Origin of the sequence: Paenibacillus xylaniclasticus (assembly GCF_004001065.1) — a bacterium.
Taxonomy (GTDB): Bacteria; Bacillota; Bacilli; order Paenibacillales; family Paenibacillaceae; genus Paenibacillus_T; species Paenibacillus_T xylaniclasticus.
Map to the genome: position 1 here is coordinate 126,215 of NZ_BIML01000004.1, position 25,162 is coordinate 151,376.

The window sequence follows — 25,162 nt, forward strand, 5'->3', positions numbered from 1 at the left end:
TGTAACCGTTAATGTGGAACCTTTAAATTTCCGCAGATTAGGGTTCCCGCAGTGAGGAGGAAACATACTACTTGTCATTAAACCATAACGGATCGTCGCATTCCTCGTCTCCGTTATAATTGATCAAAATTTCTTCTCCGGCTTGAATATCGGTATAGGCATAGAAATCGACGGACAAGTTATCGAAGTTCAACTCATAGGTTGCATTCGGTGAGTAAGAATGGTTGAACAGGCTACCGTATCCTAGCAGTACAGCGCTGTGGTTCGCTCCGTAATTAAAAACGTAATCAGCTAGAATCGTTTGCTCGATCAGCTTATGCTGCTCATTCGGATAGGTCAGTACTGGCGCAACATGTATCAACTCGCCCTTGGTTATATGGCGCGTCGCGAATACGCCGCGGTTAAATTCCCCTTGGCTCAGCTTAGAAGTTTTGATTTCGATTTTTTCGTCCATGCAGATCTCCTAGGTTAAGAGGTATTTTGAGATTTGAAGCCGCATTACAGGTCCGTAATTTGGTCTACATGTCTTTATAATGCAACAAAGCAAGTCGCGTCAAGCGTACAAGTGGAGAGAAAATTTTGTTGGGAGTGATTGGCCGGATTAGTGCTAGCGGCATGCCTAGTGCATAGGTTTTAATAGGCACGACGGACATGAGGCAGGGACGAATGGATTGTCTAGAGGGGAGGGAGAGGTCCATGAGCAAAACGCCACACATGGGGTTATATAATAATAGCGAAGTTAACAATAACAAGCTGAGCAGCAATTTTAACGGAATAGACAGCGAATTCGGTCAACGCGGCATTAATATCCGCTGGAAAGGAGCGGACCCGACCGGTGCTGCCGACAGCTCCGATGCGTTACTTGCAGCACTAGCGGATGATTCAGATGCGGTATATATCCCGAAGGGCACCTATCTGATCAATCAGAATGTAACCGTCCCCCGATATGAGAAGCTTGTGTTCGACCGTAATGCGCGATTTAAGATTGCAAATGGTATAACGTTTACGGTTAATGGCGCGATAAGTGCTCATGAGAGCGATTGGATCTTCGATGTCTCATCTGGAGGAAAAGTTACGGGAGCACCATTAATCGGAAAGGTATATCCGCAATGGTTCGGCGCCAAAGGAGATTGGAACGGAACCTCAGGCGCAGACGATACGGCGGCCATACAAGCGGCGCTCGATTTGGCCGGCCCGAATAAACTATTTGTTTATTTCCCTGCCGGGTATTATCAAGTTACGAGTACATTATTTCTTGGATCTAATGTGTATATTACCGGTTATATAACGGGTTTTTCGACAAAGCCTGTCGCGACGGCATCGCACTGCTCTATTATATTTAACAGCAACGATCCGAATGGCTATTTGTTCACTGGGAGAACAGGGGTTGCCGGAGGACAGATCATTATTAAAAATATCGGTATCTTTACTTCATTACAATATAATGACGGACCTAAGAAAAATATTATGCTGTACACGTATGATGTCAAATATCATTCCTTATTCGAAGGGGTGCAGATCGGCCTGTTCGATTATGTGTTCTATGTAGGCTCCTTCAGTATGGCGTCGCGAATGCAATATTGCGAAATTAGAAATATTGGGCGGACAATTTTTTATAACTCCGTCATCGTGGACGCCTTTTTTTATAATAATTATTTTCACGGTACAGGGACGACTTACGTGAACGCAGCGGGAGACACCGTCAAAGTATCTTGTGATTTCATCCACTATCCTACCTCCATGGCGATGTGCCAGTTCAACAATAATTGGTTTGAATTTTTCGATTATGGATTTAGAACGAATGTGATGAACGAATGCACGTTCGTTGGTAACATCTTCGATTTCATGTATCGCGTATTCGATCGGGTGGGAATCGCTTGTACCATTGTTGGCAACGTGTTTAACCATTGCAGCCGGAATGCGATGGTGACCCGAGAATGGTGGCAGAGCACGGAGGCACTGGCGGATCAGGATTGGAGGACGATTGTCGTTGAAGGATACACAGGCGTGACGATTGTCGGCAATGTGGCAGGCGAGGTCGATACATTCATTGATGTCGTAGGCGGTAATGGCGGTATTAAGGACGTATATACGGCAGGGAACGTAATTCGTACGAATAGCAGTCCGTATACGGAGATCGATAAAAATCGATTGATACGCGTTAGCGTAGGTACGACGAGCTGGCTTAATGCAGGGCATATGACGAATGTGAAGCTAGAGGAGCTGAACGATCTCGTCCTTACTGCTCCGCCGCAGACAGGGCTCTTTCCAGGCAGACGCGTTATTGTGAACGGTCAGCCGCTTACGTTGGACGCTTCCTTCAAGTGGCGCGATAAGGACGGAAATCCGTTCGGATATTTAACTCGCAATTTGATCCCGAGGTTCAATAACCCGGCATGGAATATTCCGGGCCCCAAATGGGTCGTTGATAGCAGCGGGTACAAGGTGACAATAAGCGGCTACACGACAAAAGGATGGTATGACGCAACGCTTAACTTGACGACGTCTCCGGGCAAGAAATATCGGTTTAATACGAGAACGGCCTATTATGCGAATGACGGCATGCACCGGAATATTATTGAAATTTACTTATTTACGGGTACGACTAAAGTATTGACACACTATTATGACCAGAGCAAAGGGAGCTTTGAATTTGTCATCCCCGCAGGAGTCGACCGGATTCAAATTGCTCTACGCTGCAATACGACGACTGACCCTGCCCTTATGTTTATATTTGATACGCTGCATATGTGTGAGTACTCGAATATGAATTACGGCACGATCGTTCGTTCCCCGTCCGGCAAAAAGTTTATGAAGTACATCGATGATTCTACGGGAACTGAAGTAATCGAGCCTTACGTATAAATCAAATCAAGCCCTCCATCGCGGGGGCTTGATTTGTTGGTAATGGACAACCTCTAGAACGCCCAGTTGCCGTTCAGCAGAACAGGCTCTTTCACGCCTTCCTTCGTAACGCCGTAAATATTGAGCTCGCCCGATCCGACCATAAAGTCGGTGTGGGCCATGCTTCGATTCAGCCCTCTGGCGAGCAGCTCCTCTTGCGACAGTGAGGAGCCGCCCTTAATACAGGACGCATAAGCGCTTCCGATGGCAAGATGGCACGAAGCGTTCTCGTCGAACAGTGTTTTGTAGAACAAAATGTTCGAATCCGAAATCGGGGAGCGGTGCGGCACAAGCGCGATTTCGCCGAGATATTTCGCGCCTTCATCGGTTTCGAGCAGTCCTAGCAGTGCTTCCTCTCCTTGCTCAGCAGCCGCTTTCACGACGCGGCCATTCTCGAATGTGAAGGAGAAACGGTCGATAATATTGCCGTTGTAGCTTAGCGGCTTCGTGCTGGATACCGTACCGTTCACGCCGGTTCGGAGCGGTGCGGAGTATACTTCCTCCGTCGGGAGGTTCGGCACGAACCAGACGCCTTGACCGTTCTGCTTACCGCCGCCGAGCCATACATGGTCGTCAGGCATTTCAATCGTTAGATCCGTCCCTGGCCCCTTATAATACAGCTTCTTATATTGCTTCTCGTTCAAATATTTCGCCTTGGCGTGAAGCTGAGCGATATGCGCATTCCATGCCGCAATCGGGTCTGGTTGATCGGCGCGAACCATCCGGAAGATCGCTTCCCACAGCTTCGGCACTTGCTCTTCTGCTGGCACATCGGGAAAGACTTTAGCTGCCCAGGCTGGAGATGGGACCGTTGCAAGCGACCAGCTGAATTTGAATGCTTGCGACAGCTGGCGGTATTTCTCGTTCGCTTGGCGCAGCGTACGGTCCGCATTGCGGATACGCTCCTGCGGAATTCCTTTAAGCAGGTCAGGGTCTGCCGAGCTGATCGTGACCGCTGCAGCACCTTGCTCTGCCATCTCCAGCTTCTCGCCAGCTGACCACTTCGGCGCTTCTAGGAACGATTGCTCTGGCGCAAGCTCATACCGGATACGGGAGACGGCGTCATCGGTCCATACGACCTTCACTTGATATGCGCCAGCCTCGTAAGCTTTCTTCACGACGAGCCGCACGAGCTCCGGTGATTCGATCGACGCATGAAGCATCAGCGATTGTCCTGGCTGAATGTTGGCGCCAATCTTCACAATAATATCAGCGTAGTTGTTTAATTTTTGCTCGAAGGACAGCATAGGATCATCCTCTCAGAAGTATAAGGTAGCAAGTCGTCATAACGTCTTTGTTCCTGTTCATTGTACATGGATATATTCTAGATTAACATCTATTAACTGTAGTCAACATTATGACCCGTTAAGAAAAACCATGTATAATGGTAAAGGCTTCAGTACTCAGACTCGCCTTAAATATAGAGGCCAATTGAATGAGGCTGCAGGAATAGCTTAACATAAAATCGGGGCTCTCTTTCGAGAGCCCCTTTCATGGGAGAGGAGAAACCGGACGAAGAGCTTATGGGGAAACGTAAGTCTTCTCCGCGGTTGTCTACGGCATCTCTCGACGCCGATGATAGTATCATTGCCGAAATGGTCGCAATTATACATGCCGATCCAAAAAATATTGTGATCCGAAATTATTCCGAAGGAGGGCTGCTCATGCGCGGTCTTGTCATCTTGTTAGCTTTTAACGGAGCGGGTCTCCTTCTTCATGAATGGGTGAAGGTGCCGCTTCCGTCTAACGTCATCGGCATGCTGCTGCTCGCGGCGGGACTGTTCTTGAAATGGATAAAGCTTGAATGGGTTGAACAAAGCGCATCATTTTTGACGAAGCATATGATGCTGTTCTTCGCTCCTCTTATTGCCGGTGTGACTGTATTCGCTAAAGAGCTGGGCGAAGCGTGGCTGTCCGTCGTGGTTAGCGTTGTCGTCGGAACGGTGGCGGTTATGCTCGTTACGGCTGCCGTCGTCCGTCTGCTGTCGCCGAGAGAAACGGTCGTTAATGCAGAAACGCCGAGCCATGCGATGATGGGGGAGGGGAAGCATGAACACGGAATTTCTCAATAATCCTGTTTTTGGCGTATCGCTGACGGTGTTGTTGTATGGAATTGCCTTATGGTTAAAGCATAAGACCGGATGGATGCATCCGCTTCTGATGACGTCTATTGCTTTGATCGGTGTGCTGCTGCTGTTCGATATTCCATATGACGATTATAATGCAGGGGGCTCAGTCTCGTTTTTCCTCGGACCTGCAACCGTTGCACTTGCAGTGCCGCTTTATAAGCAAGCGCTTCGATTTCGCAAACAGCTGCTGCCCGTTGCAGCAGGTGTGCTCATAGGCAGCTTAAGCGGACTTGTGTTCAACGGACTGGTTATGATGTGGACGGGAGCGTCTAAGACGCTGCTGCTCACTGCGTTGCCGAAATCTGCGACGTCGCCTGTCGCAATCGAGGTTGCTCGGATGCTCGGCGGCAAGCCGGAGCTAGCCGCTGTGCTGACGGTGTTGACCGGTCTGTTCGGCAGCATTGTCGGCCCGCGCGTTATTCGGCTCGCAGGCTTTCGTCAAGACGCAGCGGTCGGAGCAGGCGTAGGCACCGCTTCCCATGGCATCGGAACGGCCAGGCTGCTAGCTGATTCGGAGCAGCAGGGAGGTATTAGCGGATTCGCTATGGCGCTAACAGCTATCGCAACGTCTGCGTTTGCTCTTCCTGTGTCTTGGCTGTTTTAATCGTGCTAATGTTGGTAAGTCTACAAAATGCGCTCACCTAGCATTGAACCGATCAGCTCGACAGCTAGGCGCGCTGTTCTTATGCCGTTGTCCAGCTGCGGATTGACCTCGACGACATCAGCCGATGTCATGATCCCCGCTTCGGCAAGCAGCTCCATGGCAAGATGCGCTTCCCGGTACAATAAGCCGCCGCGCACTTTGGTTCCGGTTCCCGGCGCTTCGCCAGGGTCGACCGAATCAATGTCAAAGCTGACATGAACGCCGTCTGTACCGTCTGATACGATTGAAATTGCTCGTTCCATAACAGCTGCCATTCCAAGCTTGTCAATTTCGTGCATCGTGAAGCACGTGATGCCGAGCGAGCGGATGAGCAGCCGTTCTCCTTCATCCAGCTGGCGCGAACCGACAAGAACGACTCGGTCGGGCTGTACTTTCGGCCCGCCGCCGCCTATCGATGTCAGCCGGCTGTCGCCATAGCCAAGCGCGCAGGCGAGCGACATCCCGTGTATGTTGCCTGAAGGCGTCGTATCCGGCGTATTCAAGTCGCCATGGGCGTCAATCCATAGGACACCCAGCCGCTTGCGCCGCATAGCGGCGCCGGCGATCGAGCCGATCGCGACGCTGTGGTCACCGCCAAGCAGCAGCGGCAGGTGGCCGGCTTCGGCCGCCTCTGCTGTCTTGGAGGCGATTGCTTCTGAGAAGGACAGCACCTTGCCCCAATGGCGAAGCTTGGGCGAGCTTCGGCCATCCGATTGCACATCGGGCAAATAATTTGTCGGTTCGACGGAGTAAGAGTAGCCTAGCTGATGAAGCTTTCGATCCACTCCGGCTAATAGTATCGCCTGTGGTCCTTGCGCCGCGCCGCGGCGGCTTGCTCCCCAATCGAATGGTGCAGGAATGACGGCAACGTGCGGCTTACGGACTAGCTGTTGAGCAAGGTTCATTCAACCGGCACCTCCGTGACAAGAGAGTGTGATCCGCGCAGTCGGCTTGCATCCAGAGAACGGTTAATGCCTTTTTAATAGGCTTCGAACGACGAAGCCTACGTTCGCAGGCCGTTCGGCGAGCCTCCGGATGAAATAGGGATACCACATCGTCCCGTAAGGTACATAGCTTCTGACGGTATAGCCTTGTTCCGCCAGCCGAAGCTGCATCGGCGTCCGGATGCCGTACAGCATCTGAAATTCAAAAGCAGAGCTTGGAATTCCCTTACGGGAAGCAAATGTGCGTACCCAGTCGATGATTGCCTCATCGTGCGTAGCTACCGCGGTATAGACGCCGCTGTCTAGCCGAGTACGAATGAGCCGTTTGAAATTGGAATCGACATCTACGCGCTTCGGATATGCAATACTAGCCGGTTCCTTGTACGCGCCCTTGACAAGTCGGACATTGATCGCGGCGGAGGTGAGGGTGCGTACATCATGCTCGCTCCTTCTCAAGTACGCTTGTATGACGGGACCTGTATTCGTTAAACCGTCCGCGTGCAGCTTCTTCACGATGTGAAGCGTTCGATCCGTATACGGGCTGTCTTCCATATCGAGACGAACGAACATGGATCTGTCAGCAGCTGCAGCTGCAATGTGCCGGATGCGATCATAAGCACGTTGATCGCTCAGCGCAAGCCCCATCTGAGTGGGCTTCAGCGACACATTGCCCTGCACGCATTGGTTGGCCATTGCTTCAATAAGGGCGACATATTCTTGGCAATAACGGTCTGCCTCGTGATCGGTTCTTACTCCCTCACCGAGGTGGTCCATCGTGACAAGCAGCTTACGTTCGTTTAGTTCCAGCACTTTCGTCAGTGCCTCGTCTCTGGTCTGGCCAGCGACGAAGCGGGAGGCGCCAAGTTTCAACCCATATTTGCGCGATAAAGCGGCTGCTGCAGCATTTCCGGCCAATCCGAGGATGACCGAACGAAACAGACGTGTGCCTATATCCATCCTCGCCCTCTCCTTTCCTTCTGTACCCCCCGGATCGAATTAAGAGACATATTTTCTTTCTGTAAGCAAGCTGTCATGTTTGAGCAGCTGTTCGCTTATATATAGACAGGAACAAGTGCCGTCATACCTAAAGGACAGGCGGCAATCCGGGAAATAGGAGGGGCTTTGCGATGATGGGGGCATTCAGCAACGAGCCGATGACGGATTTCAGTCAAGCGGACAACCGCCGATTGTTCGAGGCCGCACTGGCACAAATTAAATCGCAATATGGAAATTCGTATCCGCTGCTAATCGGTGGAAGACCGGTACAGTCCGAGTCTGTGAAGCCATCTGTCAATCCAGCCCGGCACGGGGAGATCGTCGGTCTCGTCGCACAGGCGAACCGCCAGCGTGCTTCCCAAGCAGTCGATGTTGCGGCTGCAGCGTTCGAGCGATGGAAACGAGTCCCGCCGACAGCCCGAGCACGAACATTGTATAAAGCAGCTGCGCTGCTTCGCAGCCGTAAGCATGAGTTTTCTGCTTGGCTTGTTGTGGAGGCAGGCAAGACGTGGATCGAGGCGGATGTGGATACAGCAGAAGCGATCGATTTCCTTGAATATTACGGACGTGAGGCTGAGAGGATATGTGCGCCGCAGCCATTGGTCCGTATTCCGGGCGAAGATAATGAATGGACATATGTTCCGCTCGGCGTTGGGATCATTATTCCGCCATGGAATTTTCCGCTCGCCATCATGGCGGGCATGACTGCTTCGGCTGTCGTCGCGGGTAATACCGTCGTATTAAAGCCAGCTTCGGCAACTCCTGTCATCGCGGCTCGCTTCGTTCAGCTTCTGCACGAAGCGGGACTTCCGGAAGATGTCATTCAGTTCGTGCCGGGCTCCGGCGGCGAAATTGGTGATGTACTGATCGATCATCCGCTTACGCGGTTCATCAGCTTTACCGGCTCGATGGAGGTCGGACTTCGCATCGTGGAGAGAGCGGCTAGGCTTCAGCCGGGACAGCGGTGGATTAAGCGGGTTATTGCGGAGCTTGGCGGTAAAGACGCGATTGTCGTCGATCGGGATGCCAATCTGGAGGCTGCAGCGCAAGGGATCGTCCAATCTGCGTTCGGCTATGCTGGACAGAAGTGCTCTGCCTGCTCGCGGGCGATAATCCATGTCGATGTCTATGACGAAATGACAGAGCGTATCACCATGTTGACTAGTCAGTTATCAATCGGCGATCCGGCGCTGCAAGGAACAGATGTCGGACCGGTCATCGACCGGGCAGCATACAATAAGATTCGACAATACGTTACAGCTGGTAAACAAGAAGGGCGGCTTCTAGTAGGGGGAGGTATGGATGAAGGCTCTGGATATTTTGTAGAGCCTACTATATTCGCTGATGTCGACAGTCAAGCATCGCTCGCTCAAGACGAAATATTTGGTCCAGTGCTCGCCTGTATTCAAGCGGACGACTTTGGACACGCGCTTGCAATTGCCAACGATACTCCGTACGGCTTGACCGGCTCCGTCTATTCGAACCGCAGGGAGCGGCTTGAGCTTGCACGAGAGTTGTTCCATGTGGGCAATCTCTATTTCAATCGCAAATGTACTGGAGCGCTCGTCGGCGTTCATCCGTTCGGGGGCTTCAATCTGTCGGGCACCGACTCCAAAGCAGGAGGACCCGATTATTTGATTCAGTTCATGCAGGGAAAGGTCGTATCCGAGAAAATGTAATACAATCAGGAACAAAGCCCAAATTTGAGTAAGGGGCGGTCCGCCAGTCAGTTTTCACTGACTTTCTGGACTGCCCCTTTGCTATGTACGCAAGCGCTTTATAACAAACGGAAAAGTGTGGTACCATAACGAGTGGTGTAAGCGGAGCATTGTTGGAATAGCGAAGTTATCAATAGATCATCCACGCTCCGAGGCGAAGGGCATAGGTTAAGGGGGCAGGCAGAAGTGAGAGTAATTGCGGGATCGGCTAAGGGGCGGCCGCTCAAAGCGGTGCCCGGTATGAATACAAGGCCGACGACCGACAAGGTGAAAGAAGCGATCTTCAGCATGATCGGACCGTTCTTTGACGGGGGGCTTGTGCTTGATTTGTTTGCGGGAACCGGCGGGCTTGGTATAGAGGCGCTCAGCCGTGGCGCAGACCGGGCTATATTCGTGGATAAGGAGAAGCAAAGCGTGGATGTCGTTAGACACAATACGACAGCTGCTGGCGTAGGCGATCGTTCAGAGATTTACCGCAACGACGCACAACGGGCTATCAAAGCTTTGGCGAAGCGGGGGCAAGCTTTCCGTCTTGTGTTTCTCGATCCGCCGTACCGGATGACGAATATGGACGAGATGCTGGAGGAAATCGCAACCGCAGGTCTGCTTGAGGATGGTGCGAGTATCGTCGTTGAGCACGATGCCGCACATGTTTATCCGGAGCAATTCGGCGGCTTCAAGCAGCGTAAAAGTGTCAAATATGGCGATACCGCTGTTACGATTTATTCGTTCCGGCAACTGACGACAGAGCCGGCAAATGGCAACGATGGAGGAGAAGAGCATGACGAAGCATGAAGGCGTCAACAATCGTATCGCAGTCTATCCAGGCAGTTTCGACCCTGTAACCTACGGTCATCTGGACATCATTCAGCGCGCATCGAAGCAGTTCGATACGCTGATTGTAGCGGTACTGAACAACACGAGCAAAAATCCGATGTTCACGATCGAGGAGCGCAAGGCGCTGCTGGAGGAAGTGACACGCGATATTCCGAACGTCAAGGTTGACAGCTTTCGGGATCTTCTCGTCCGGTTTATGAAATCGCGTCAGGCCGGCACGATCGTACGGGGCATTCGCTCAGTTTCCGATTTCGAGTACGAGCTGCAGATGGCATCGACCAATCATTTGCTTGACGATGACATTGAGACGGTGTTTATGATGACCAATCCGAAGTACTCCTATTTAAGCTCCAGTATCGTGAAAGAAATTGCAAGATTTAATGGTGACGTATCGGAGCTCGTGCCGCCATATGTAAGAGAACGTCTGCTCGAGAAGGGAAACGGTAAATAGAACTTATTATTCGCATCATGATGTCATCTACGATTTATAACCGATCGGAACATGACAGATAAAGCGGTGAAAACGGCAACTAGCAGCAGGAAGGCTGTTAATGCGGCTGGAACGAACGGCCACAATGACGGTAAATCCGACACCCGGATAAGGGTGAAAGAAGCTTCTGCGTCGTTCAACATCGCGGGGAGTACTCCAGTTGCTTCGGCAACGGTCAGCAGCGATGATATAGGACGCCAAATTAGCATCGCAACTGCCGCTGCAAGCAGTGCATGTACGGCTCGGCATGTTACGAATGGAAGCAGCTTTAGGTCGGTGCCGGCGATTGCGGCGCCTGTCTGCGCAATCGCTCCAAGGCCGCTCCATGCGAGGGCGGCGGCAGCTGCTGCCGCCGACCATGAAGCAGAAGAGACAGGGGACTGCCAGGTGGATGCGGCGAAAGCTCCGAGATGGCTTTCTAGCAGCGCGGGCAGCAGCCATTGCGGCAAACGGAGCAGCTTATCTACGGCGTCCCATATTGGCTCGATTAATCGAACGAGCACGGCGCTTACGATGATAATGCCGCCTGCCGTTAGCAGTTTCTGAACGGACGCGATCGTTGAATCGCCTAGCGCTTGGCCGAATGAACGGCCGTCCTCTTCGTATTTGCTCCGTCTGTCTGCTTCAGCGCGGGCGAATAAGCTCGTGCTCTTGCGTGCATGTGTAGAATCGGTCGCATTAGCAGCTGCTTTAGGATCGGCTATTTCGAATTGTTCGGCAGGGCAAGATAAGAATGCGTCAGATGAGTTGGACGCTGGTCTTGGCCCGCGGGTTGTCATAACGCGCAGCCTGTCTTTAATCGAGACGGCAAGTGCTGCCAGCAGTCCTCCGGACCATACCGCCAAGGCAACCGCTATGCCGGCAGCTGGCTGCTTCATAAAGCCGACGCCTACGACAACAAGCATAAATAAAGGGTTCGGCATGTGGGCGAGAGCAAGCAGGCGCTGTCCTTGCGACCGGGTCAGCTTACCGGAGCGGCGAAGCGCCGCGGCCGCTTCGGAGCCTGCAGCATAACCGCCTGTCCAGCCGGCTGCAACAGCAAATCCGGCTTCGCCTGGAAGACCGAACAGCCGCTTCATGGCAGGCTCCATTAATTTGCCGGCTAGTGCCGTTACACCAAAAATCGTCATCAGCTCGGATAGGACAATAAAGGGCATAAGTCCGGGAAAAATGATAGTCCACCACAGCGTCAATCCTTGCAGCGATGCTTGGAACGTCACGTCAGGCTGGCGGATGACTGCGGCAACGAGCAGAATGGAGATGCAGGCAAGGGTAATGGTGCGCGCCATCGGCACAGCCCCTTTCCAATACGATACTTTGCCCGCTGGGGACGGGCATTTCAGTATATTGTACGCATAGGGCTGGTTAGGTAGACCAGTCGTGTCCTGCAAGCAAATGGATACGATAACGAATGCCGCCTGTCATCCGATAAAGGAGCAGGCGGCATCATCATTATTCAGGTTCTTCGAATCCTACTTGCAGCGGCTTCTCGTAATAGTCGCGGAATAGCTGCCGGGAATTGGCGTTCGGCTGCCGAGCGAGCGTATAGACGGAGGTAGCTTGTATATCCAGCTCCAGTAACGGCAGCGGCTGCGGAGCTCCGGCAGCGCTCATGAGCACGGGCCATCGGGCTGTAGTACGCATTCGTTTCAGCAGCGCTTGTCCGACCTTTGTAAAGCCAAGTACACGGACGTAGCCTGGACCTTCTGCCAAGCGGTCCGGGGCCAGCTGCTCCTTCGAGTGGTCGAGAAGTACAGCGAGTAGAGCCCGTTGAAGCTTCGTACGGGTATAACGCTTAGTCTTCAAGGCTTTCATCAATAACTCGAATGATAATGTGTCGAGTCCGCGGACGGACTTCAGCAGCCGATACTCGAGTCCTTCCGTTATTTCGTGCAATTGTGCGAGCTGCTGCGGTGACTTGGTAAGAATAGAATGAAACAGCTGCATGCTGAACGATTGCCAATCGACCGCTGGTCGACCGGCCGTAAGCTCCCGTTCCATCAGCTGCAATGTAGAGCGAGGGACATACGCGGAGGCCGCGCTCAGCTCGCCAGATTCGAACAGAAGCCTGCGTATGGCAGTCGCGCTGGCGATTGCTTCGTCTGTCGGCGATCTATCGTTATAGCCGGCTTTCTCGCGTTTAATCGTATAAGGCACGATGTCGCTTTCCATCCGTTCTAGTGACAGCATGTAGTGTAAGCCAAGCGAATTATTCGGCTGAGACACTGTGAGAGATGTCGAACCGGTGCTCTCCATATGAGAAGTCAGTGCAGCTTCATAGGCTGCGGGAAACGGTACGCCCTCGGCCAGCTTGCTGTTTAGCCGCTGCTTGAATGACGCAGGCTCCTCGCGCAGCGTGCGGGCGGCGGAGCGGAACGGTTCAATGTCGCCGGCCTCGCTGCCGAAACATAATGCGTCGATGATGCCGGTCGCGTCTAACGTCGAGATGGCGCCGCGCGCGAACCATTCGGCTGACTGGGTTGAATAGGCGACAGGCAGCTCGAGCACAAGATCGCAGCCGCCGCGCAGCGCCATCTCGGCGCGTGTCCATTTGTCGAGCAGAGCAGGCTCTCCTCTCTGCAGAAAATGGCCGCTCATGACGGCAACGACGGCGTCGGCTCCCGTTATTTTGCGTGATTGCTGTACATGATATAGATGTCCGTTATGAAACGGATTGTATTCCACGACAATTCCAACCGTACGCATGTCGATCCTCCGGTATATTTTCATATCGAATCCATCATCATCATAACATGCGCTGAAAATGTTGACAAAACCATTGAATAATCGATATAATAATTTTTGTTTGTTTGGGGTGATCTCATGCAATTTCGTATTCAAGAAGCATTGAACAAAGGAACGCTGCCTCCAATCCAGGAGACGATTGAGGTCACTTCGCTGCTGAAGGGTCGCAGGGACGTATTGTCGGCAAGTCCGATTCACGTTAAGCTGAACGTTCATGCAGCAGACGGCATCATTCATGTCGACGGTAGATTGACTTCCGAGCTCGAGATGGCTTGCTCCCGTTGTTTGAACCCAGCTGCCGTTAAAGTGGACGTGCCATTTCACGAGCAGTTCAAGCCGGTAGAAGCGTTATCTCCGGAAGATGAGGATTTGGACGTGGATGATCCGATTGAGGTCGTAGGCGAGACGCTTGACCTTAAGCCATATGTCGAGGACTTGTGGCTGCTGGAGCTTCCATTCGTGCCAGTGTGCAGCAGCGACTGCAGAGGACTATGCTCCGAATGCGGACAGAACTTGAATGAACGAGAATGCGGCTGTGAGCGCGGTTCGATAGATCCACGTCTAGCTGCACTTAAGGATTTGTTCAAAGACAACGACAACCAATAACTAGCTGTTTATACGGCTTGTAATTCTATGAAGGAGGTGGGAAACATGGCAGTACCACAACGTAGAACTTCCAAAACTCGCCGCGACAAACGTCGCACACACTTCAAACTGGCGGTGCCAGGTATGGTGAAATGCGAGCAATGCGGAGAGTTGAAACTTGCTCACCACGTATGCAAAGTGTGCGGATATTACAAAACGAAAGAGATCATCTCGCAATAAGCCGGTTTCCCACTCTTAGTACTTCATCTCGCGATGAAGTGCTATTTTTTTCAATAGAAGGAACCGGCATCAGCACGATGCTGCGGATGCAATGACGGCGCATGCAAATGACGGCGGTCTGCTACAGACCGATTCGGGCGTTGCTTAGTGCCGTCATTTTTTATATAATCAATTAGTACCTGGTTATAATAGCTGCTTTTATATTATGTGGTTAACGCATGATTGTGGTTTATATTCGGATGCGTTACGGGTACTACGGAACAATACAATTATTCGAGTTTTGACTATGATGAGAAGGTGGTGCCGGCCATCGAACGATTGCCGAAACGTCAGCGGCACCAGCAGCTGTCGAAGCTAATCGAAGAAAATCCGTTCATGACGGACCGTGAATTAACTCGGTTGCTTAAGGTCAGCATTCAGACTATCCGGCTTGATCGGCTTGAGCTCGGTATTCCGGAGCTTAGAGAACGGCTCAAGCTAATGGCTGAAAGGTCGTATGACTCGGTACGGTCGCTGCCGCTGCACGAAGTAATAGGAGATATCGTCGATTTGCAGCTGGACCGAAGCGGCATTTCGATTTTTGAAATCGCAGACGAGCACGTATTTTCTCGCACAGGAATCGCTCGGGGACATCATGTGTTCGCGCAGGCGAACTCATTGGCTGTTGCTGTCATCGATGATGAGATCGCTTTGACGGCAACAGCGGATATTCGTTTTATCCGCTCCGTCAAGCTGGGTGAGAAGTGTATTGCGAAAGCGTATGTCCGATCCATCTCCGGCGAGAAAAGCAAGGCTAAAGTAGAAGTGTTCACTTACGTCGGGGATGAGATGGTTTTTCAAGGTAATTTTATCATCTATCGGTCTACTGGAGATCAGGTAGATGAAGGAGGAATTGAACGTGCGGATCGCCATTGACGCAATGGGCGGCGACCATGCTCCCAGCCTCATCGTACAAGGAGCGCTGGAAGCGGCGGCGGAATGGAAAGATATTCAGTTGGTTCTAGTAGGTGACTCGACTCAAATCACCCCGCTTCTGCAAGGTCAGTCATTAGCCAACGTCTCGGTCGAGCATGCAGAAGAAGTGATCGGTCCTGATGAAGAGCCGGTTAAAGCAGTACGCCGCAAAAAAAATTCATCGATGGTTATTGCGGGACAGCTTGTTCGGGACGGGCATGCTGACGCGATGATTTCAGCAGGCAATACAGGCGCTTTGATGACGACAGGATTGCTTGTTGTCGGCAGAATGGCTGGAATTGAACGACCAGGGCTAGCGCAGCTAATGCCGACGATGGATGATGTTGGCGTGCTTGCTCTTGATCTTGGTGCGAATATGGATTCGAAGCCGGAGCATTTGCTGCAATATGCGAGAATCGGCAGCATCTATCGGAATAAAGTAGACGGGATCAGCGCCCCTAAAGTCGGACTTCTTAATGTAGGAACGGAAGATCGGAAGGGCAACGAGTTGACAAAGGCGGCTTTCGAGCTGCTGGAGGCTTCTTCGCTTAACTTTATCGGCAATGTTGAAGCGCGGGATGTTTTGCAGCGGAACTGCGATGTGCTTGTATGCGACGGATTTGCCGGGAACATTATGCTTAAAGCGATGGAAGGCACGGCCGGAACGATCATGAGAACGCTGAAGGCCGAGTTTAACCGGAGCATGCTGACGAAAGCAGCAGGCGCTGTTATGATGAAAGGATTGCGTCAATTCGGCCGTAAGATGGATTATAAGGAGCATGGAGGCGCATTACTGCTAGGCGTCAACGGTCTTGTAGTCAAAGGACATGGCTCATCTGACGCGAGGGCTATCAAGAATGCGATACGTCAAACACGCAACGCATTAATTAGTAATGTTACGACGTACATGGCGAACGAAATAAGCGGGAAGTGAGTGAACCTTTGGTGAATACGAAATCGGTCGGTATTGTAGGGATTGGCAAGTACGTGCCGGAACGTGTGCTAACGAACGCTGAGCTGGAGCAAATGGTCGAGACGAATGACGAATGGATCGTTACGCGTACCGGTATTCGCGAGCGCCGGCTTGCGGCACCGGAGCAGGCGACATCGGATCTGGCTTTTAATGCGGCACAAGAAGCGCTGCGATCTGCAGGCTTGACTGCGGAAGATATCGATCTGATCGTCGTGGCGACGATTACGCCGGATATGTTTTTTCCGTCAACCGCATGCTTGCTTCAGAACAAGCTCGGAGCCACCAAAGCAGCTGCGTTTGATTTGTCAGCAGCATGCTCGGGATTTATATATGGCTTAGCAACAGCATCCAGCATGATTGCTTCAGGCTTGTATAAGAATGCACTCGTTATAGGCGCGGAATGCTTATCCCGGATTACGGACTATACAGACCGTAATACATGTATCTTATTTGGCGACGGCGCAGGCGCTGTCGTTCTTGGCGAAGTGCCTGAAGGACGCGGCTTCAAATCGTTCGAGCTTGGCGCGGACGGAAGCGGCGGTGAGCTGCTTAAGGTGTGCGGCGGCGGCTCGCGTATGCCTTCATCGGCGGAAACGGTTGCAGACAAGAAGCATTACATTCATATGGCGGGTAATGATGTATTTAAATTCGCAGTCCGTATTATGGGTGGGGCAGCTGAAGAGGCGCTTCGTAAGGCGGGGATGGAGAAGGGTGATATCGATCTGCTCGTACCACACCAAGCGAATATACGGATTATTAATTCCGCAATGAACCGTCTTGATCTGCCAGAAGATAAGTGTATGGTTAACATCGATAAGTACGGCAATATGTCCGCAGCTTCGATTCCAGTCGCGCTCGCGGAGGCGGTCGAGGAAGGACGTATTCAAGAAGGAGATACGCTTGTGCTGGTCGGCTTCGGCGGCGGCTTGACATGGGGAGCTTCTGTACTGAACTGGTAGCTTAGTCTGCAGGTGCGAAGAATTGGATTGACGAATGTGGAGTTGAAGCTTGTATATTAAATGCATCCTCGCCGGATCCTTCCTCATAGGGGTTGGACGCGTTGGGATGGGATTGGAGCTGCAATGGCAAATAAAGTAGCATTTGTGTTCCCAGGCCAAGGTGCGCAAGCCGTCGGCATGGGACAAGACGCTTATGATAAATATGAAGTGTCCCGCAACGTATTTAACCAAGCGGACGAGGCGCTCGGTTTTAAGCTTAGTGACATTATTTTTAACGGTCCGAATGATGACTTGAAACAGACGGCGAATACGCAGCCAGCGCTGCTAACCGTAAGCGTCGCACTGCTGGAGGCGCTCAAAGGCCGTGGTCTGTCGCCTGATTATGTTGCCGGTCATAGCCTTGGCGAATACAGCGCTTTGGTTGCCGCGGGAGTGCTCTCTTTTCAGGATGCTGTACGCACGGTGCGGGCACGCGGAGAATTTATGGAGCAAGCCGTGCCAGGCGGAACTGGTGCCATGGCCGCTGTGCTTGGCGCAGAGCGCGATGCTCTTGCCGAGCTGTGTGCAGCTGTCTCTGCCGAAGCCGGTGAGGTCGAGCTTGCGAACATTAACTGCCCGGGACAAATCGTCGTATCGGGTACGGCGAGCGGAGTTCAAGCTGTCATCGAGCGGGGCAAGGATGCAGGGGCAAAACGCGTTATTCCGCTTGAAGTAAGCGGGCCGTTCCATTCTTCGTTAATGAAGCCTGCTGCAGAGAGATTGAAAGCCGTGCTCGAGCAGGTGACATTTGCAGATGCGACAGTACCAGTCGTAGCGAACGTAACGGCTGAACCGGTAACGACAGCTTCTGAGATTAGCAGGCTGCTGGTAGAGCAAGTTTATTCCCCGGTCCTATGGGAGGACAGCGTTCGCAAGCTGATCGAACTCGGCGTCGATACTTTCGTTGAAATTGGCTCGGGCAGCGTGCTTACAGGCTTGATTAAGAAGATCGACCGCGGTGTTACTGTGATAACGATTAATAGCGTGCAATCGCTAGAGGCGGCGCTTACGCCAGCGGGATAACTTTCAGTTAGTAGAGTAGAAGGTGAAGGATTCCGAAGTGGAGGGGACAGCTCAATGTTTGCAAGCTTGGAAGGTAAAACGGCGCTTGTGACGGGCGCATCTCGTGGTCTTGGCCGCGCAATAGCGATCGCGCTTGCTGAAGCTGGCGCGGATGTAGCCGTAAACTATTCAGGCAGCGAAGCTGCTGCGGTTGAGACGGCGAAAGCGGTAGAAGCGTTCGGACGCCGTGCGATTATTGTGCAGGGCAACGTCGGTAAATCCGACCAGTTCGAGACGATGGTCAAAACGACGATCGAGCAATTCGGCAAGATCGACATTCTGGTGAATAATGCCGGCATTACTAGAGATAATTTAATCATGCGTATGAAGGAAGAAGAGTTCGACCAAGTGATTGAGACGAACTTGAAAGGCGTCTTCAACGGAATTAAGGCTGTCACGCGTCCGATGATGAAGCAGCGCTTCGGCCGCATTATCAATATATCGTCCGTCGTTGGCGTCCTAGGTAACGCTGGACAAGCCAACTATGTCGCAGCTAAGGCCGGCGTAATCGGCTTAACCAAGTCGTCGGCAAGAGAGCTCGCATCTCGTGGCATTACGGTGAATTGTATCGCGCCAGGATTTATTGAAACCGACATGACGGATAAGCTGTCCGATGAGGCGAAAGAGCATCATATCGCGCAAATTCCGCTTGCTCGACTCGGTCAACCGTCTGACATTGCAAGCGCGGTACGGTTCCTTGCTTCAGATGCAGCGAGCTACATGACAGGCCAAACGATTCATGTTGATGGCGGCATGTATATGTAAGATAATACAATAGGTTCAATTGGTCTAAAGTAAAACGGTTACGCTGGCATTTTGCCTGCGATTCTCGTATAATACCATGGAGGAGGTGAACCGGATGTCCGATGTATTGGATCGTGTCAAACGCATCGTCGTTGACCGCCTCGGCGCAGATGAATCGGAAGTTACGCTGGAAGCTAGCTTTAAGGATGACCTCGGCGCTGACTCGCTCGACGTAGTTGAGCTTGTAATGGAGCTTGAAGACGAGTTTGACTTGGAAATCTCTGATGAAGATGCAGAGAAAATCACGACTGTGGGAGAAGTAGTGAATTACATACAATCTCATACGTAAGATTTGTAAGTCCCGTTATTACAACGGGACTTCTCTCCATCATTAGCCGTTTTTTGGTAGTACAAGCATGGTATACGAGCGTTATTTCGTTACATATACATGACACAGATGGGTTACACATGCCATCCATTTTGCTGTCCGTAGAGGTGAACAGAATGAAGCAAAGAGTTGTCGTTACAGGCATGGGGGTCATTACCTCGCTCGGCTCCGATTTGGATCAGTTTTGGGGCAATCTGATGGAAGGGAAATCTGGCGTATCATATATTGATTCGTTTGATGTATCCGAATATCCAACACGCATTGCTGCAGAAATTAAAGACTTTAATCCAGAAGATTATATGGAGAGAAAAGAAGCTCGCAAAATGGACCGTTTCGTACAGTTCGCCGTCGCGGCTTCGAAGAAAGCGGTTGAGGATGCAGGGCTTGTTATCGGCACCAATGTAGATCCAGAGCGTGTAGGCGTTATGATCGGCTCTGGCATCGGCGGACTCGGGACGTGGGAAGATCAGCACAACGTACTATTGGAGAAAGGCCCTAAACGGGTAAGCCCATTCTTTATTCCGATGATGATCGCGAATATGGCGTCTGGCCAAGTATCGATGGCAACAGGAGCAAAAGGTCCGAACAGTACGGCTGTTACGGCTTGTGCGACCGGTACTCACTCCATTGGCGATTCGTTCAAAATGATTCAACGTGGCGATGCCGATGTGATGCTGTGCGGCGGTGCGGAAGCGACGATCAGACCGACAGGGATGGCCGGTTTTTGCGCCATGCGCGCGATGAGCGTACGGAACGATGAGCCGGAGAAGGCGAGTCGGCCGTTCGATGTCGACCGCGACGGCTTCGTCATGGGCGAAGGCTCCGGCGTACTTGTGCTTGAATCGTTGGACAATGCGTTGAAGCGCGGTGCTCGCATTTATGCCGAAGTTGTTGGATATGGTATGAGCGGCGACGCTTATCATATGACAGAGCCGGACCCGGAAGGAGCAGCTCGTTGTATGAAGCGTGCGCTGAAGGATGCGGGACTTGCGCCTGAAGATATCGATTATATTAACGCGCATGGAACGTCTACGCCGGTCGGCGACCGTTCAGAGACGCTGGCGGTGAAGAAAGCGTTCGGCGACCATGCATATAAGGTCGCAATCAGCTCGACGAAATCGATGACTGGTCACTTGCTTGGTGCCGCGGGCGGCGTTGAAGCGGTTATTCTCGGTCTTACGATTAAGAACGGTATCATTGCTCCGACAATCAATCTCGATAATCAAGATCCAGAGTTAGATCTCGATTATGTACCGAACACTCCACGTAAGGCGAACGTTCGAACTGCGTTGTCGAACTCGTTCGGATTCGGCGGACATAATGCGACGATCGTGATGAGAGCGTATGAGGCATGATGCGTTAGATCAATTGCAGCAAAGACTGCTTATCCGGTTTAAGCAGCCTCGGCTGTTGAAGCAGGCTTTTACACATACGTCATATGTGAATGAGCATCGCGGCAAACCGATTGAAGATAATGAACGTCTTGAGTTTCTCGGTGATGCAGTGCTTCAGCTGCTTGTCTCGGAGCACCTCTTCCTAACCTATCCGAATCGGCCGGAGGGTGAACTGACTCGCATGCGCGCGTCTATCGTGTGCGAGCCGTCGCTTGCGCGGTTTGCTGATATGCTCGGTCTAGGCGCAGCTGTCATGCTCGGCAGAGGGGAGGAGCAGCTCGGCGGACGTCAGCGTCCGGCGCTGCTCGCCGACTTGTTCGAATCGTTCATCGGTGCTTTCTACTTGGATCAAGGGATTGAGCAAGTCCGTTCATTCCTAAAAGAGCGGATATTCCCTCATATTGAGGAGAATGAATCGCTGCTCGTCAAAGATTTCAAGTCGAAGCTGCAAGAGAAGGCTCAGCACGGTTCGCTCGGTGCGGTTGAGTACCGGATTGCAGAAGAGCGTGGACCGGCGCATGATCGTGAATTTGTCGTAGAGGTAAGAATTGGAGACCGTCCGTACGGTGTCGGAATCGGAAGGACGAAGAAGGAGGCCGAGCAGCGCTCTGCTGAGGCGGCATGCTCGCAGCTAGAAGGCAATAAATAATGGAAACGATAGGCGCTGCGCAGCGGATAGGTTAGACCGCGGCAGCGTTTTGTCGTGTCGTGGGCAGCATGAGCAGTGCTCGTGAAGGGCGCTGCAGGTCTTCAAGTATAATCCTGATCTTTCTTTCTCAATATGGTACAATACTCGTTGAGGTGAACCCGTAGTCATGTTCTTGAAACGGATCGAGTTATCTGGTTTTAAATCGTTTGCCGATAAAACGGAAATGGACTTCGTGCGCGGCATAACGGCTGTCGTTGGACCGAATGGCAGCGGTAAAAGTAATATTTCGGACGGTATCCGCTGGGTGCTTGGCGAACAAAGTGCTAAGAGCTTGCGCGGCGGCAAGATGGAGGATATCATATTTGCGGGCAGCGATGCGCGTAAAGCTGTCAATTTTGGCGAAGTGTCGCTTACCCTCGATAACGGTGATAACGCGCTGTCGCTTGAGTATGATGAAGTAACTGTAACAAGACGCGTGCATCGCAACGGTGAAAGCGAGTATATGATCAATAAACAGCCTTGCCGGCTGAAAGATATTACCGAGCTCTTCATGGATACCGGTATCGGCAAAGAAGCCTATTCGATTATCGGACAAGGACGAATTGAAGAAATATTGAGTACGCGCTCGGAAGACCGTCGCGGCATCTTTGAAGAAGCTTCCGGCATCGTTAAATTTAAAGCGCGTAAGCGAGAGGCACAGAAGAAGCTGGAGGAGACAGAGCAAAACCTGCTGCGGATTCATGACCTCGTATCGGAGCTGGAGGATCAGGTCGAGCCGCTTCGCGAGCAATCCGAGAAAGCGATCAAATATAAATCGCTTCGCGAGCAGCTGCAAACTCAGGAAATTTCGATGTACGTCCATCAGATTGAGACGGTGCATGTATCATGGAATGAACTGACTGCGAAGCTGGAAGAGCTGGAGCGCCAACGTCTAACCTATGCATCGGTCGTCAGTAAGCATGATGCGCTGCTGGAGAAGGATCGTCAGCGTCTGCGCGAAATTGAGCAAGAGCTGGATCAGCTTCATGGATCGATGCTTCAGTTGAGCGAAGATTACGAGAAGTGCGAAGGCTACGGCGAAGTGTTGAAGGAACGCAAACGCAATCTGGAACAGAACAAACGGCAGGTAGACGAATCGGTTCTCTCTCTCGATGAGCGGATTACATCGCTTGTGAAGGAAGAAGCGGATTTTCGCGCGAAGGTTGCAATATTAGAGGAAGAATTGGTGAAGCATCGCCAGCGGCTGGCTGAAGAGGAAGCTCAGCTGGCTGGTACGGCTGGGGAAGCTGGGCAGGAAGCAGAGGAATCGCTTAAGACGGAGCTGCTGGATGTACTGAGTGCCATGGCGCAGGCCAGGAATGAGATTCGATATACAGAGCAGCAGCAGGAGCAAGTCAAGCGGCGGATGGACCGTCTCGGCGACGAGGAAGCCAAATGGATGCAGCAGCAAGAGGAGCTTTCAGCTCGGAAGAATGAACTGTCGGAGCGGCTTGCTGCTGTGATGACGACTCTTGCTGAGCTGAAAGAAAAGTATACGGAAGAAAGCGAGCAGTCTCGCGCGCTGTATAAAGTATACGAGGATACGCAGCAGATGGTGCGCAAATGGGAGCAGCGTCTGGACGCACTTGTTTCCCGCCGCGATACGATGAAAGAAATGCAGGATGCGCTGGACGGCTTCATGCAAGGCGTTAAAGAAGTGCTGAAAGCTTCCCGTAAAACGCAGGGCGGCTTGAGCGGCGTTCACGGGGCGGTTGCTGAGCTTATTCGCGTGCCGCAGCGAATCGAGACTGCAGTTGAGACGGCTCTAGGCGGCGCACTACAGCACATTGTGATGGAGAATGAGTCGACGGCACGGGCGGCGATAGGTTTTTTGAAGCAGCGTCAGCTCGGACGTGCGACGTTCCTGCCGCTTGATGTCATTCGACCGCGTAACATTTCGGAAGCGGATCGGCGTCAAGTGTCGGAGGTAGAAGGCTTCGTTGGCGTTGCTGCAGATCTCGTTGGTTGTGACCAACGTTATGAGGCTGTCGTAGGAAGCTTGCTGGGTAATGTACTCATTGCAGAGACGCTGGAGCAGGCTAACCGGATTGCATCCAGATGCCACTATCGCTATCGCGTTGTTACACTTGAAGGCGATGTCGTGAACGCAGGCGGCTCTATGACCGGCGGCAGCCTGCAGAAGAAAGGGGCCAGTCTGCTCGGAAGGCAGCGTCAGATCGAGCAGATGGACGAGGAAATAGCGGATAATCAGCGCCAAGCGGACAAGCTGCGCGACAAGCTGGCTGACCTGCGCAAGGAGCAGTCGATTCGCAGCCAGAACGTCGAGGAGCTTCGCGAGCAGGGGGAGAAGCTGCGCATTGAAGAGCAGCAGTTGAGAGCGGAACTGCTGCAGACCGATAAGCAGCTTACACAGTTGTCTGAGCAGCTTCAAGTGTATAACGCGGACCGCTCGGGGCAGATGATGGAGCAGCGCGACTTAGAAGCGGCGGCTGAAGCGGCTCGCTTGCGGCTGGAACAGCTGTCTGCGCGTGAGACGAAACTGCAGGCCGATATTCAAGCGGCCGAGGCACGGCGCAAAGCGTCAGAGACGGCGCGTGAAGAGCTGCAAGGTCAATTAACCGATCTGAAAATAGCGGCAGCCAAGACCGAGCAGGAAAAATTGTCGATGGAGGAGCAGGCTGCTCGTATTCGTTCCGACATTAATCGTGCTAAATCGGAATTGTCTTCTTTGCGCAGCATCCAAAGTCAGCTGAAGGAAGACGAGGAGCGGCATGCCGAGGAAACGGCTCGGCAGATCGAGCAATTAAACGACCTAAAGCTGCGCAAAGACAGCTGCGCCGAACGGACAGACTTGAAGCGATCTGAACGAGCAGAGATGATCAAGGGGCTTGAAGATGGCGAGAGCGAGACGAAGGAGCAGCGCACCTTGCTGCGGGAAACCGAAGACAAGATGCGTCAAACTGAAATCGCGGTTAACCGTCTTGACGTTGAACTGGATAACCTGCTGCGTAAGCTGAGCGAGGAATATGAATTAAGCTTCGAGCTTGCGAAGGAGCGCTATCCGGTTCCGGAGGATGTTACGGCGGCGCAAAATGCGGTACGGGACCTGAAACGTCAGATTGCGTCGCTTGGTGAAGTGAATCTAGGCGCTATTGACGAATATTCGCGCGTGAAGGAACGGTTTGAGTTCCTTGATGCTCAGCGCGTTGATTTGATCGATGCGAAGACGACGATCTATCAAGTTATTCGTGAGATGGACGACGAGATGTCCAAGCGGTTTAAAGAGACGTTCGAAGCGATTCGGGGCCACTTCGTTGTCGTATTCGCGAAGCTGTTCGGCGGCGGTCGCGCGGACCTGATTATGGCCGAGCCGGACCGCTTGCTGGAGACGGGTATCGATATCGTCGCTCAGCCTCCAGGTAAGAAGCTGCAAAATTTGCAGCTGCTTTCCGGCGGCGAACGCGCCTTGACTGCGATCGCGCTTCTGTTCGCGATTCTTCAGGTTAAGCCGGTTCCGTTCTGCGTGCTCGACGAAGTCGAGGCAGCGCTGGATGAAGCCAATGTAGCGCGTTTTGCCCAATATTTGCGAGAATTCTCAGACCTAACCCAGTTTATTGTCGTTACTCACCGCAAGGGAACGATGGAAGAGGCAGACGTCTTATACGGTGTTACGATGGAGGAAGGCGGCGTGTCCAAGCTTGTATCAGTACGGCTGGAGGACGACGATTCATTCATTGATGACGGCACCGCCACCGCATAACCACATTGA

General features: G+C 52.3%; 23 protein-coding genes. 17 read left to right on the top strand and 6 right to left on the bottom strand.

Annotation, left to right across the window (positions count from 1 at the left end; genetic code table 11):
- Positions 1–67: 67 nt before the first annotated feature.
- Positions 68–454, bottom strand: coding sequence for an SET domain-containing protein (locus PXY01_RS06015; protein WP_127568309.1), 387 nt, complete (start codon positions 452–454; stop codon positions 68–70).
- A 242-nt stretch (positions 455–696) separates the two neighbouring features.
- Between PXY01_RS06015 and PXY01_RS06020 the strand changes: the two genes are divergently transcribed.
- Positions 697–2,865 (top strand): glycosyl hydrolase family 28-related protein, encoded by a 2,169-nt coding sequence (locus PXY01_RS06020; RefSeq protein ID WP_218028210.1) that lies wholly within the window; start codon positions 697–699, stop codon positions 2,863–2,865.
- Positions 2,866–2,918: 53 nt separating this feature from the next.
- On the opposite strand, the gene PXY01_RS06025 is transcribed toward PXY01_RS06020, so the two are convergent.
- Positions 2,919–4,151 (bottom strand): aminopeptidase, encoded by a 1,233-nt coding sequence (locus PXY01_RS06025; protein ID WP_127568313.1) that lies wholly within the window; start codon positions 4,149–4,151, stop codon positions 2,919–2,921.
- A gap of 246 nt (positions 4,152–4,397) precedes the next feature.
- On the opposite strand from PXY01_RS06025, the gene PXY01_RS06030 reads away from it, so the two are divergent.
- Together PXY01_RS06030 and PXY01_RS06035 are read left to right on the top strand one after the other, a co-directional pair.
- Positions 4,398–4,976 (top strand): CidA/LrgA family protein, encoded by a 579-nt coding sequence (locus PXY01_RS06030; RefSeq protein WP_127568315.1) that lies wholly within the window; start codon positions 4,398–4,400, stop codon positions 4,974–4,976.
- Positions 4,954–5,637 carry an LrgB family protein gene (locus PXY01_RS06035; protein ID WP_127568317.1) on the top strand — a complete coding sequence of 228 codons (684 nt, stop codon included), beginning with the start codon at positions 4,954–4,956 and terminating at the stop codon, positions 5,635–5,637. The genes PXY01_RS06030 and PXY01_RS06035 overlap by 23 nt, the downstream gene beginning before the upstream one ends.
- A 20-nt stretch (positions 5,638–5,657) precedes the next feature.
- Here PXY01_RS06035 and rocF read toward each other — a convergent pair whose 3' ends face one another.
- Together rocF and PXY01_RS06045 are read right to left on the bottom strand one after the other, a co-directional pair.
- Positions 5,658–6,581: an arginase gene (gene rocF / locus PXY01_RS06040; protein ID WP_127568319.1), complete on the bottom strand. Its 924-nt coding sequence runs from the start codon at positions 6,579–6,581 to the stop codon at positions 5,658–5,660.
- A 63-nt stretch (positions 6,582–6,644) separates the two neighbouring features.
- Positions 6,645–7,577, bottom strand: a complete 933-nt coding sequence (locus PXY01_RS06045; protein WP_127568321.1) for a proline dehydrogenase family protein — start codon at positions 7,575–7,577, stop codon at positions 6,645–6,647.
- A 170-nt stretch (positions 7,578–7,747) separates the two neighbouring features.
- Here PXY01_RS06045 and pruA point away from each other — a divergent pair, with 170 nt between their 5' ends.
- From pruA to coaD, 3 genes are all read left to right on the top strand, one after another.
- Positions 7,748–9,295 (top strand): L-glutamate gamma-semialdehyde dehydrogenase, encoded by a 1,548-nt coding sequence (pruA, locus tag PXY01_RS06050; protein WP_127568323.1) that lies wholly within the window; start codon positions 7,748–7,750, stop codon positions 9,293–9,295.
- A gap of 225 nt (positions 9,296–9,520) precedes the next feature.
- Positions 9,521–10,129, top strand: coding sequence for a 16S rRNA (guanine(966)-N(2))-methyltransferase RsmD (gene rsmD / locus PXY01_RS06055; protein ID WP_127568325.1), 609 nt, complete (start codon positions 9,521–9,523; stop codon positions 10,127–10,129).
- Positions 10,116–10,622 carry a pantetheine-phosphate adenylyltransferase gene (gene coaD / locus PXY01_RS06060; RefSeq protein WP_127568327.1) on the top strand — a complete coding sequence of 169 codons (507 nt, stop codon included), beginning with the start codon at positions 10,116–10,118 and terminating at the stop codon, positions 10,620–10,622. Before rsmD ends, coaD begins: the two co-directional genes overlap by 14 nt.
- A 23-nt stretch (positions 10,623–10,645) precedes the next feature.
- On the opposite strand, the gene PXY01_RS06065 is transcribed toward coaD, so the two are convergent.
- Both PXY01_RS06065 and PXY01_RS06070 read right to left on the bottom strand, forming a co-directional pair.
- A complete protein-coding gene (locus PXY01_RS06065) occupies positions 10,646–11,950 on the bottom strand; it encodes a nucleoside recognition domain-containing protein (protein ID WP_127568329.1) in 1,305 nt (434 codons plus the stop codon).
- Between the two features lie 163 nt (positions 11,951–12,113).
- Complete coding sequence (locus tag PXY01_RS06070) at positions 12,114–13,367, bottom strand: nucleotidyltransferase (RefSeq protein ID WP_127568331.1); 1,254 nt, start codon at positions 13,365–13,367, stop codon at positions 12,114–12,116.
- Positions 13,368–13,484: 117 nt separating this feature from the next.
- Between PXY01_RS06070 and PXY01_RS06075 the strand changes: the two genes are divergently transcribed.
- From PXY01_RS06075 to smc, 11 genes are all read left to right on the top strand, one after another.
- Positions 13,485–14,012 carry a YceD family protein gene (locus PXY01_RS06075; RefSeq protein WP_127568333.1) on the top strand — a complete coding sequence of 176 codons (528 nt, stop codon included), beginning with the start codon at positions 13,485–13,487 and terminating at the stop codon, positions 14,010–14,012.
- A 45-nt stretch (positions 14,013–14,057) separates the two neighbouring features.
- Positions 14,058–14,231: a 50S ribosomal protein L32 gene (gene rpmF, locus PXY01_RS06080; protein WP_006036546.1), complete on the top strand. Its 174-nt coding sequence runs from the start codon at positions 14,058–14,060 to the stop codon at positions 14,229–14,231.
- Between the two features lie 318 nt (positions 14,232–14,549).
- Complete coding sequence (gene fapR / locus PXY01_RS06085; protein ID WP_174721809.1) at positions 14,550–15,146, top strand: transcription factor FapR; 597 nt, start codon at positions 14,550–14,552, stop codon at positions 15,144–15,146.
- Complete coding sequence (plsX, locus tag PXY01_RS06090) at positions 15,130–16,119, top strand: phosphate acyltransferase PlsX (RefSeq protein ID WP_127568813.1); 990 nt, start codon at positions 15,130–15,132, stop codon at positions 16,117–16,119. The genes fapR and plsX overlap by 17 nt, the downstream gene beginning before the upstream one ends.
- A gap of 11 nt (positions 16,120–16,130) precedes the next feature.
- On the top strand, positions 16,131–17,117 hold the full coding sequence (locus tag PXY01_RS06095; RefSeq protein WP_127568816.1) for a beta-ketoacyl-ACP synthase III: 987 nt from the start codon (positions 16,131–16,133) through the stop codon (positions 17,115–17,117).
- Between the two features lie 123 nt (positions 17,118–17,240).
- The gene (gene fabD, locus PXY01_RS06100) at positions 17,241–18,179 is read left to right on the top strand and encodes an ACP S-malonyltransferase (RefSeq protein WP_127568335.1); all 939 of its coding nucleotides are present in this window, start codon (positions 17,241–17,243) and stop codon (positions 18,177–18,179) included.
- 54 nt (positions 18,180–18,233) lie between these two features.
- The gene (gene fabG, locus PXY01_RS06105; protein ID WP_127568336.1) at positions 18,234–18,983 is read left to right on the top strand and encodes a 3-oxoacyl-[acyl-carrier-protein] reductase; all 750 of its coding nucleotides are present in this window, start codon (positions 18,234–18,236) and stop codon (positions 18,981–18,983) included.
- Between the two features lie 94 nt (positions 18,984–19,077).
- Positions 19,078–19,311, top strand: a complete 234-nt coding sequence (locus PXY01_RS06110) for an acyl carrier protein (protein ID WP_127568337.1) — start codon at positions 19,078–19,080, stop codon at positions 19,309–19,311.
- 155 nt (positions 19,312–19,466) lie between these two features.
- A complete protein-coding gene (gene fabF / locus PXY01_RS06115) occupies positions 19,467–20,705 on the top strand; it encodes a beta-ketoacyl-ACP synthase II (RefSeq protein ID WP_127568338.1) in 1,239 nt (412 codons plus the stop codon).
- Complete coding sequence (rnc, locus tag PXY01_RS06120) at positions 20,695–21,393, top strand: ribonuclease III (protein WP_127568339.1); 699 nt, start codon at positions 20,695–20,697, stop codon at positions 21,391–21,393. Before fabF ends, rnc begins: the two co-directional genes overlap by 11 nt.
- A gap of 166 nt (positions 21,394–21,559) precedes the next feature.
- On the top strand, positions 21,560–25,153 hold the full coding sequence (gene smc, locus PXY01_RS06125; RefSeq protein WP_127568340.1) for a chromosome segregation protein SMC: 3,594 nt from the start codon (positions 21,560–21,562) through the stop codon (positions 25,151–25,153).
- The last annotated feature ends 9 nt before the right edge of the window (positions 25,154–25,162 follow it).

Bases quoted from the DNA above. Each gene is read 5' to 3' on its own strand.
- PXY01_RS06020 (WP_218028210.1), top strand. From the start codon at position 697: ATGAGCAAAACGCCACACATGGGGTTATATAATAATAGCGAAGTTAAC.
- PXY01_RS06070 (WP_127568331.1), bottom strand. From the start codon at position 13,367: ATGCGTACGGTTGGAATTGTCGTGGAATACAATCCGTTTCATAACGGA.
- PXY01_RS06110 (WP_127568337.1), top strand. From the start codon at position 19,078: ATGTCCGATGTATTGGATCGTGTCAAACGCATCGTCGTTGACCGCCTC.
- fabG (WP_127568336.1), top strand. From the start codon at position 18,234: ATGTTTGCAAGCTTGGAAGGTAAAACGGCGCTTGTGACGGGCGCATCT.
- PXY01_RS06035 (WP_127568317.1), top strand. From the start codon at position 4,954: ATGAACACGGAATTTCTCAATAATCCTGTTTTTGGCGTATCGCTGACG.
- PXY01_RS06045 (WP_127568321.1), bottom strand. From the start codon at position 7,577: ATGGATATAGGCACACGTCTGTTTCGTTCGGTCATCCTCGGATTGGCC.
- coaD (WP_127568327.1), top strand. From the start codon at position 10,116: ATGACGAAGCATGAAGGCGTCAACAATCGTATCGCAGTCTATCCAGGC.
- pruA (WP_127568323.1), top strand. From the start codon at position 7,748: ATGATGGGGGCATTCAGCAACGAGCCGATGACGGATTTCAGTCAAGCG.
- fabD (WP_127568335.1), top strand. From the start codon at position 17,241: ATGGCAAATAAAGTAGCATTTGTGTTCCCAGGCCAAGGTGCGCAAGCC.
- rpmF (WP_006036546.1), top strand. From the start codon at position 14,058: ATGGCAGTACCACAACGTAGAACTTCCAAAACTCGCCGCGACAAACGT.
- PXY01_RS06030 (WP_127568315.1), top strand. From the start codon at position 4,398: ATGGGAGAGGAGAAACCGGACGAAGAGCTTATGGGGAAACGTAAGTCT.
- PXY01_RS06025 (WP_127568313.1), bottom strand. From the start codon at position 4,151: ATGCTGTCCTTCGAGCAAAAATTAAACAACTACGCTGATATTATTGTG.
- rocF (WP_127568319.1), bottom strand. From the start codon at position 6,581: ATGAACCTTGCTCAACAGCTAGTCCGTAAGCCGCACGTTGCCGTCATT.
- PXY01_RS06015 (WP_127568309.1), bottom strand. From the start codon at position 454: ATGGACGAAAAAATCGAAATCAAAACTTCTAAGCTGAGCCAAGGGGAA.
- smc (WP_127568340.1), top strand. From the start codon at position 21,560: ATGTTCTTGAAACGGATCGAGTTATCTGGTTTTAAATCGTTTGCCGAT.
- PXY01_RS06065 (WP_127568329.1), bottom strand. From the start codon at position 11,950: ATGGCGCGCACCATTACCCTTGCCTGCATCTCCATTCTGCTCGTTGCC.
- PXY01_RS06075 (WP_127568333.1), top strand. From the start codon at position 13,485: ATGCAATTTCGTATTCAAGAAGCATTGAACAAAGGAACGCTGCCTCCA.
- rnc (WP_127568339.1), top strand. From the start codon at position 20,695: ATGAGGCATGATGCGTTAGATCAATTGCAGCAAAGACTGCTTATCCGG.
- fabF (WP_127568338.1), top strand. From the start codon at position 19,467: ATGAAGCAAAGAGTTGTCGTTACAGGCATGGGGGTCATTACCTCGCTC.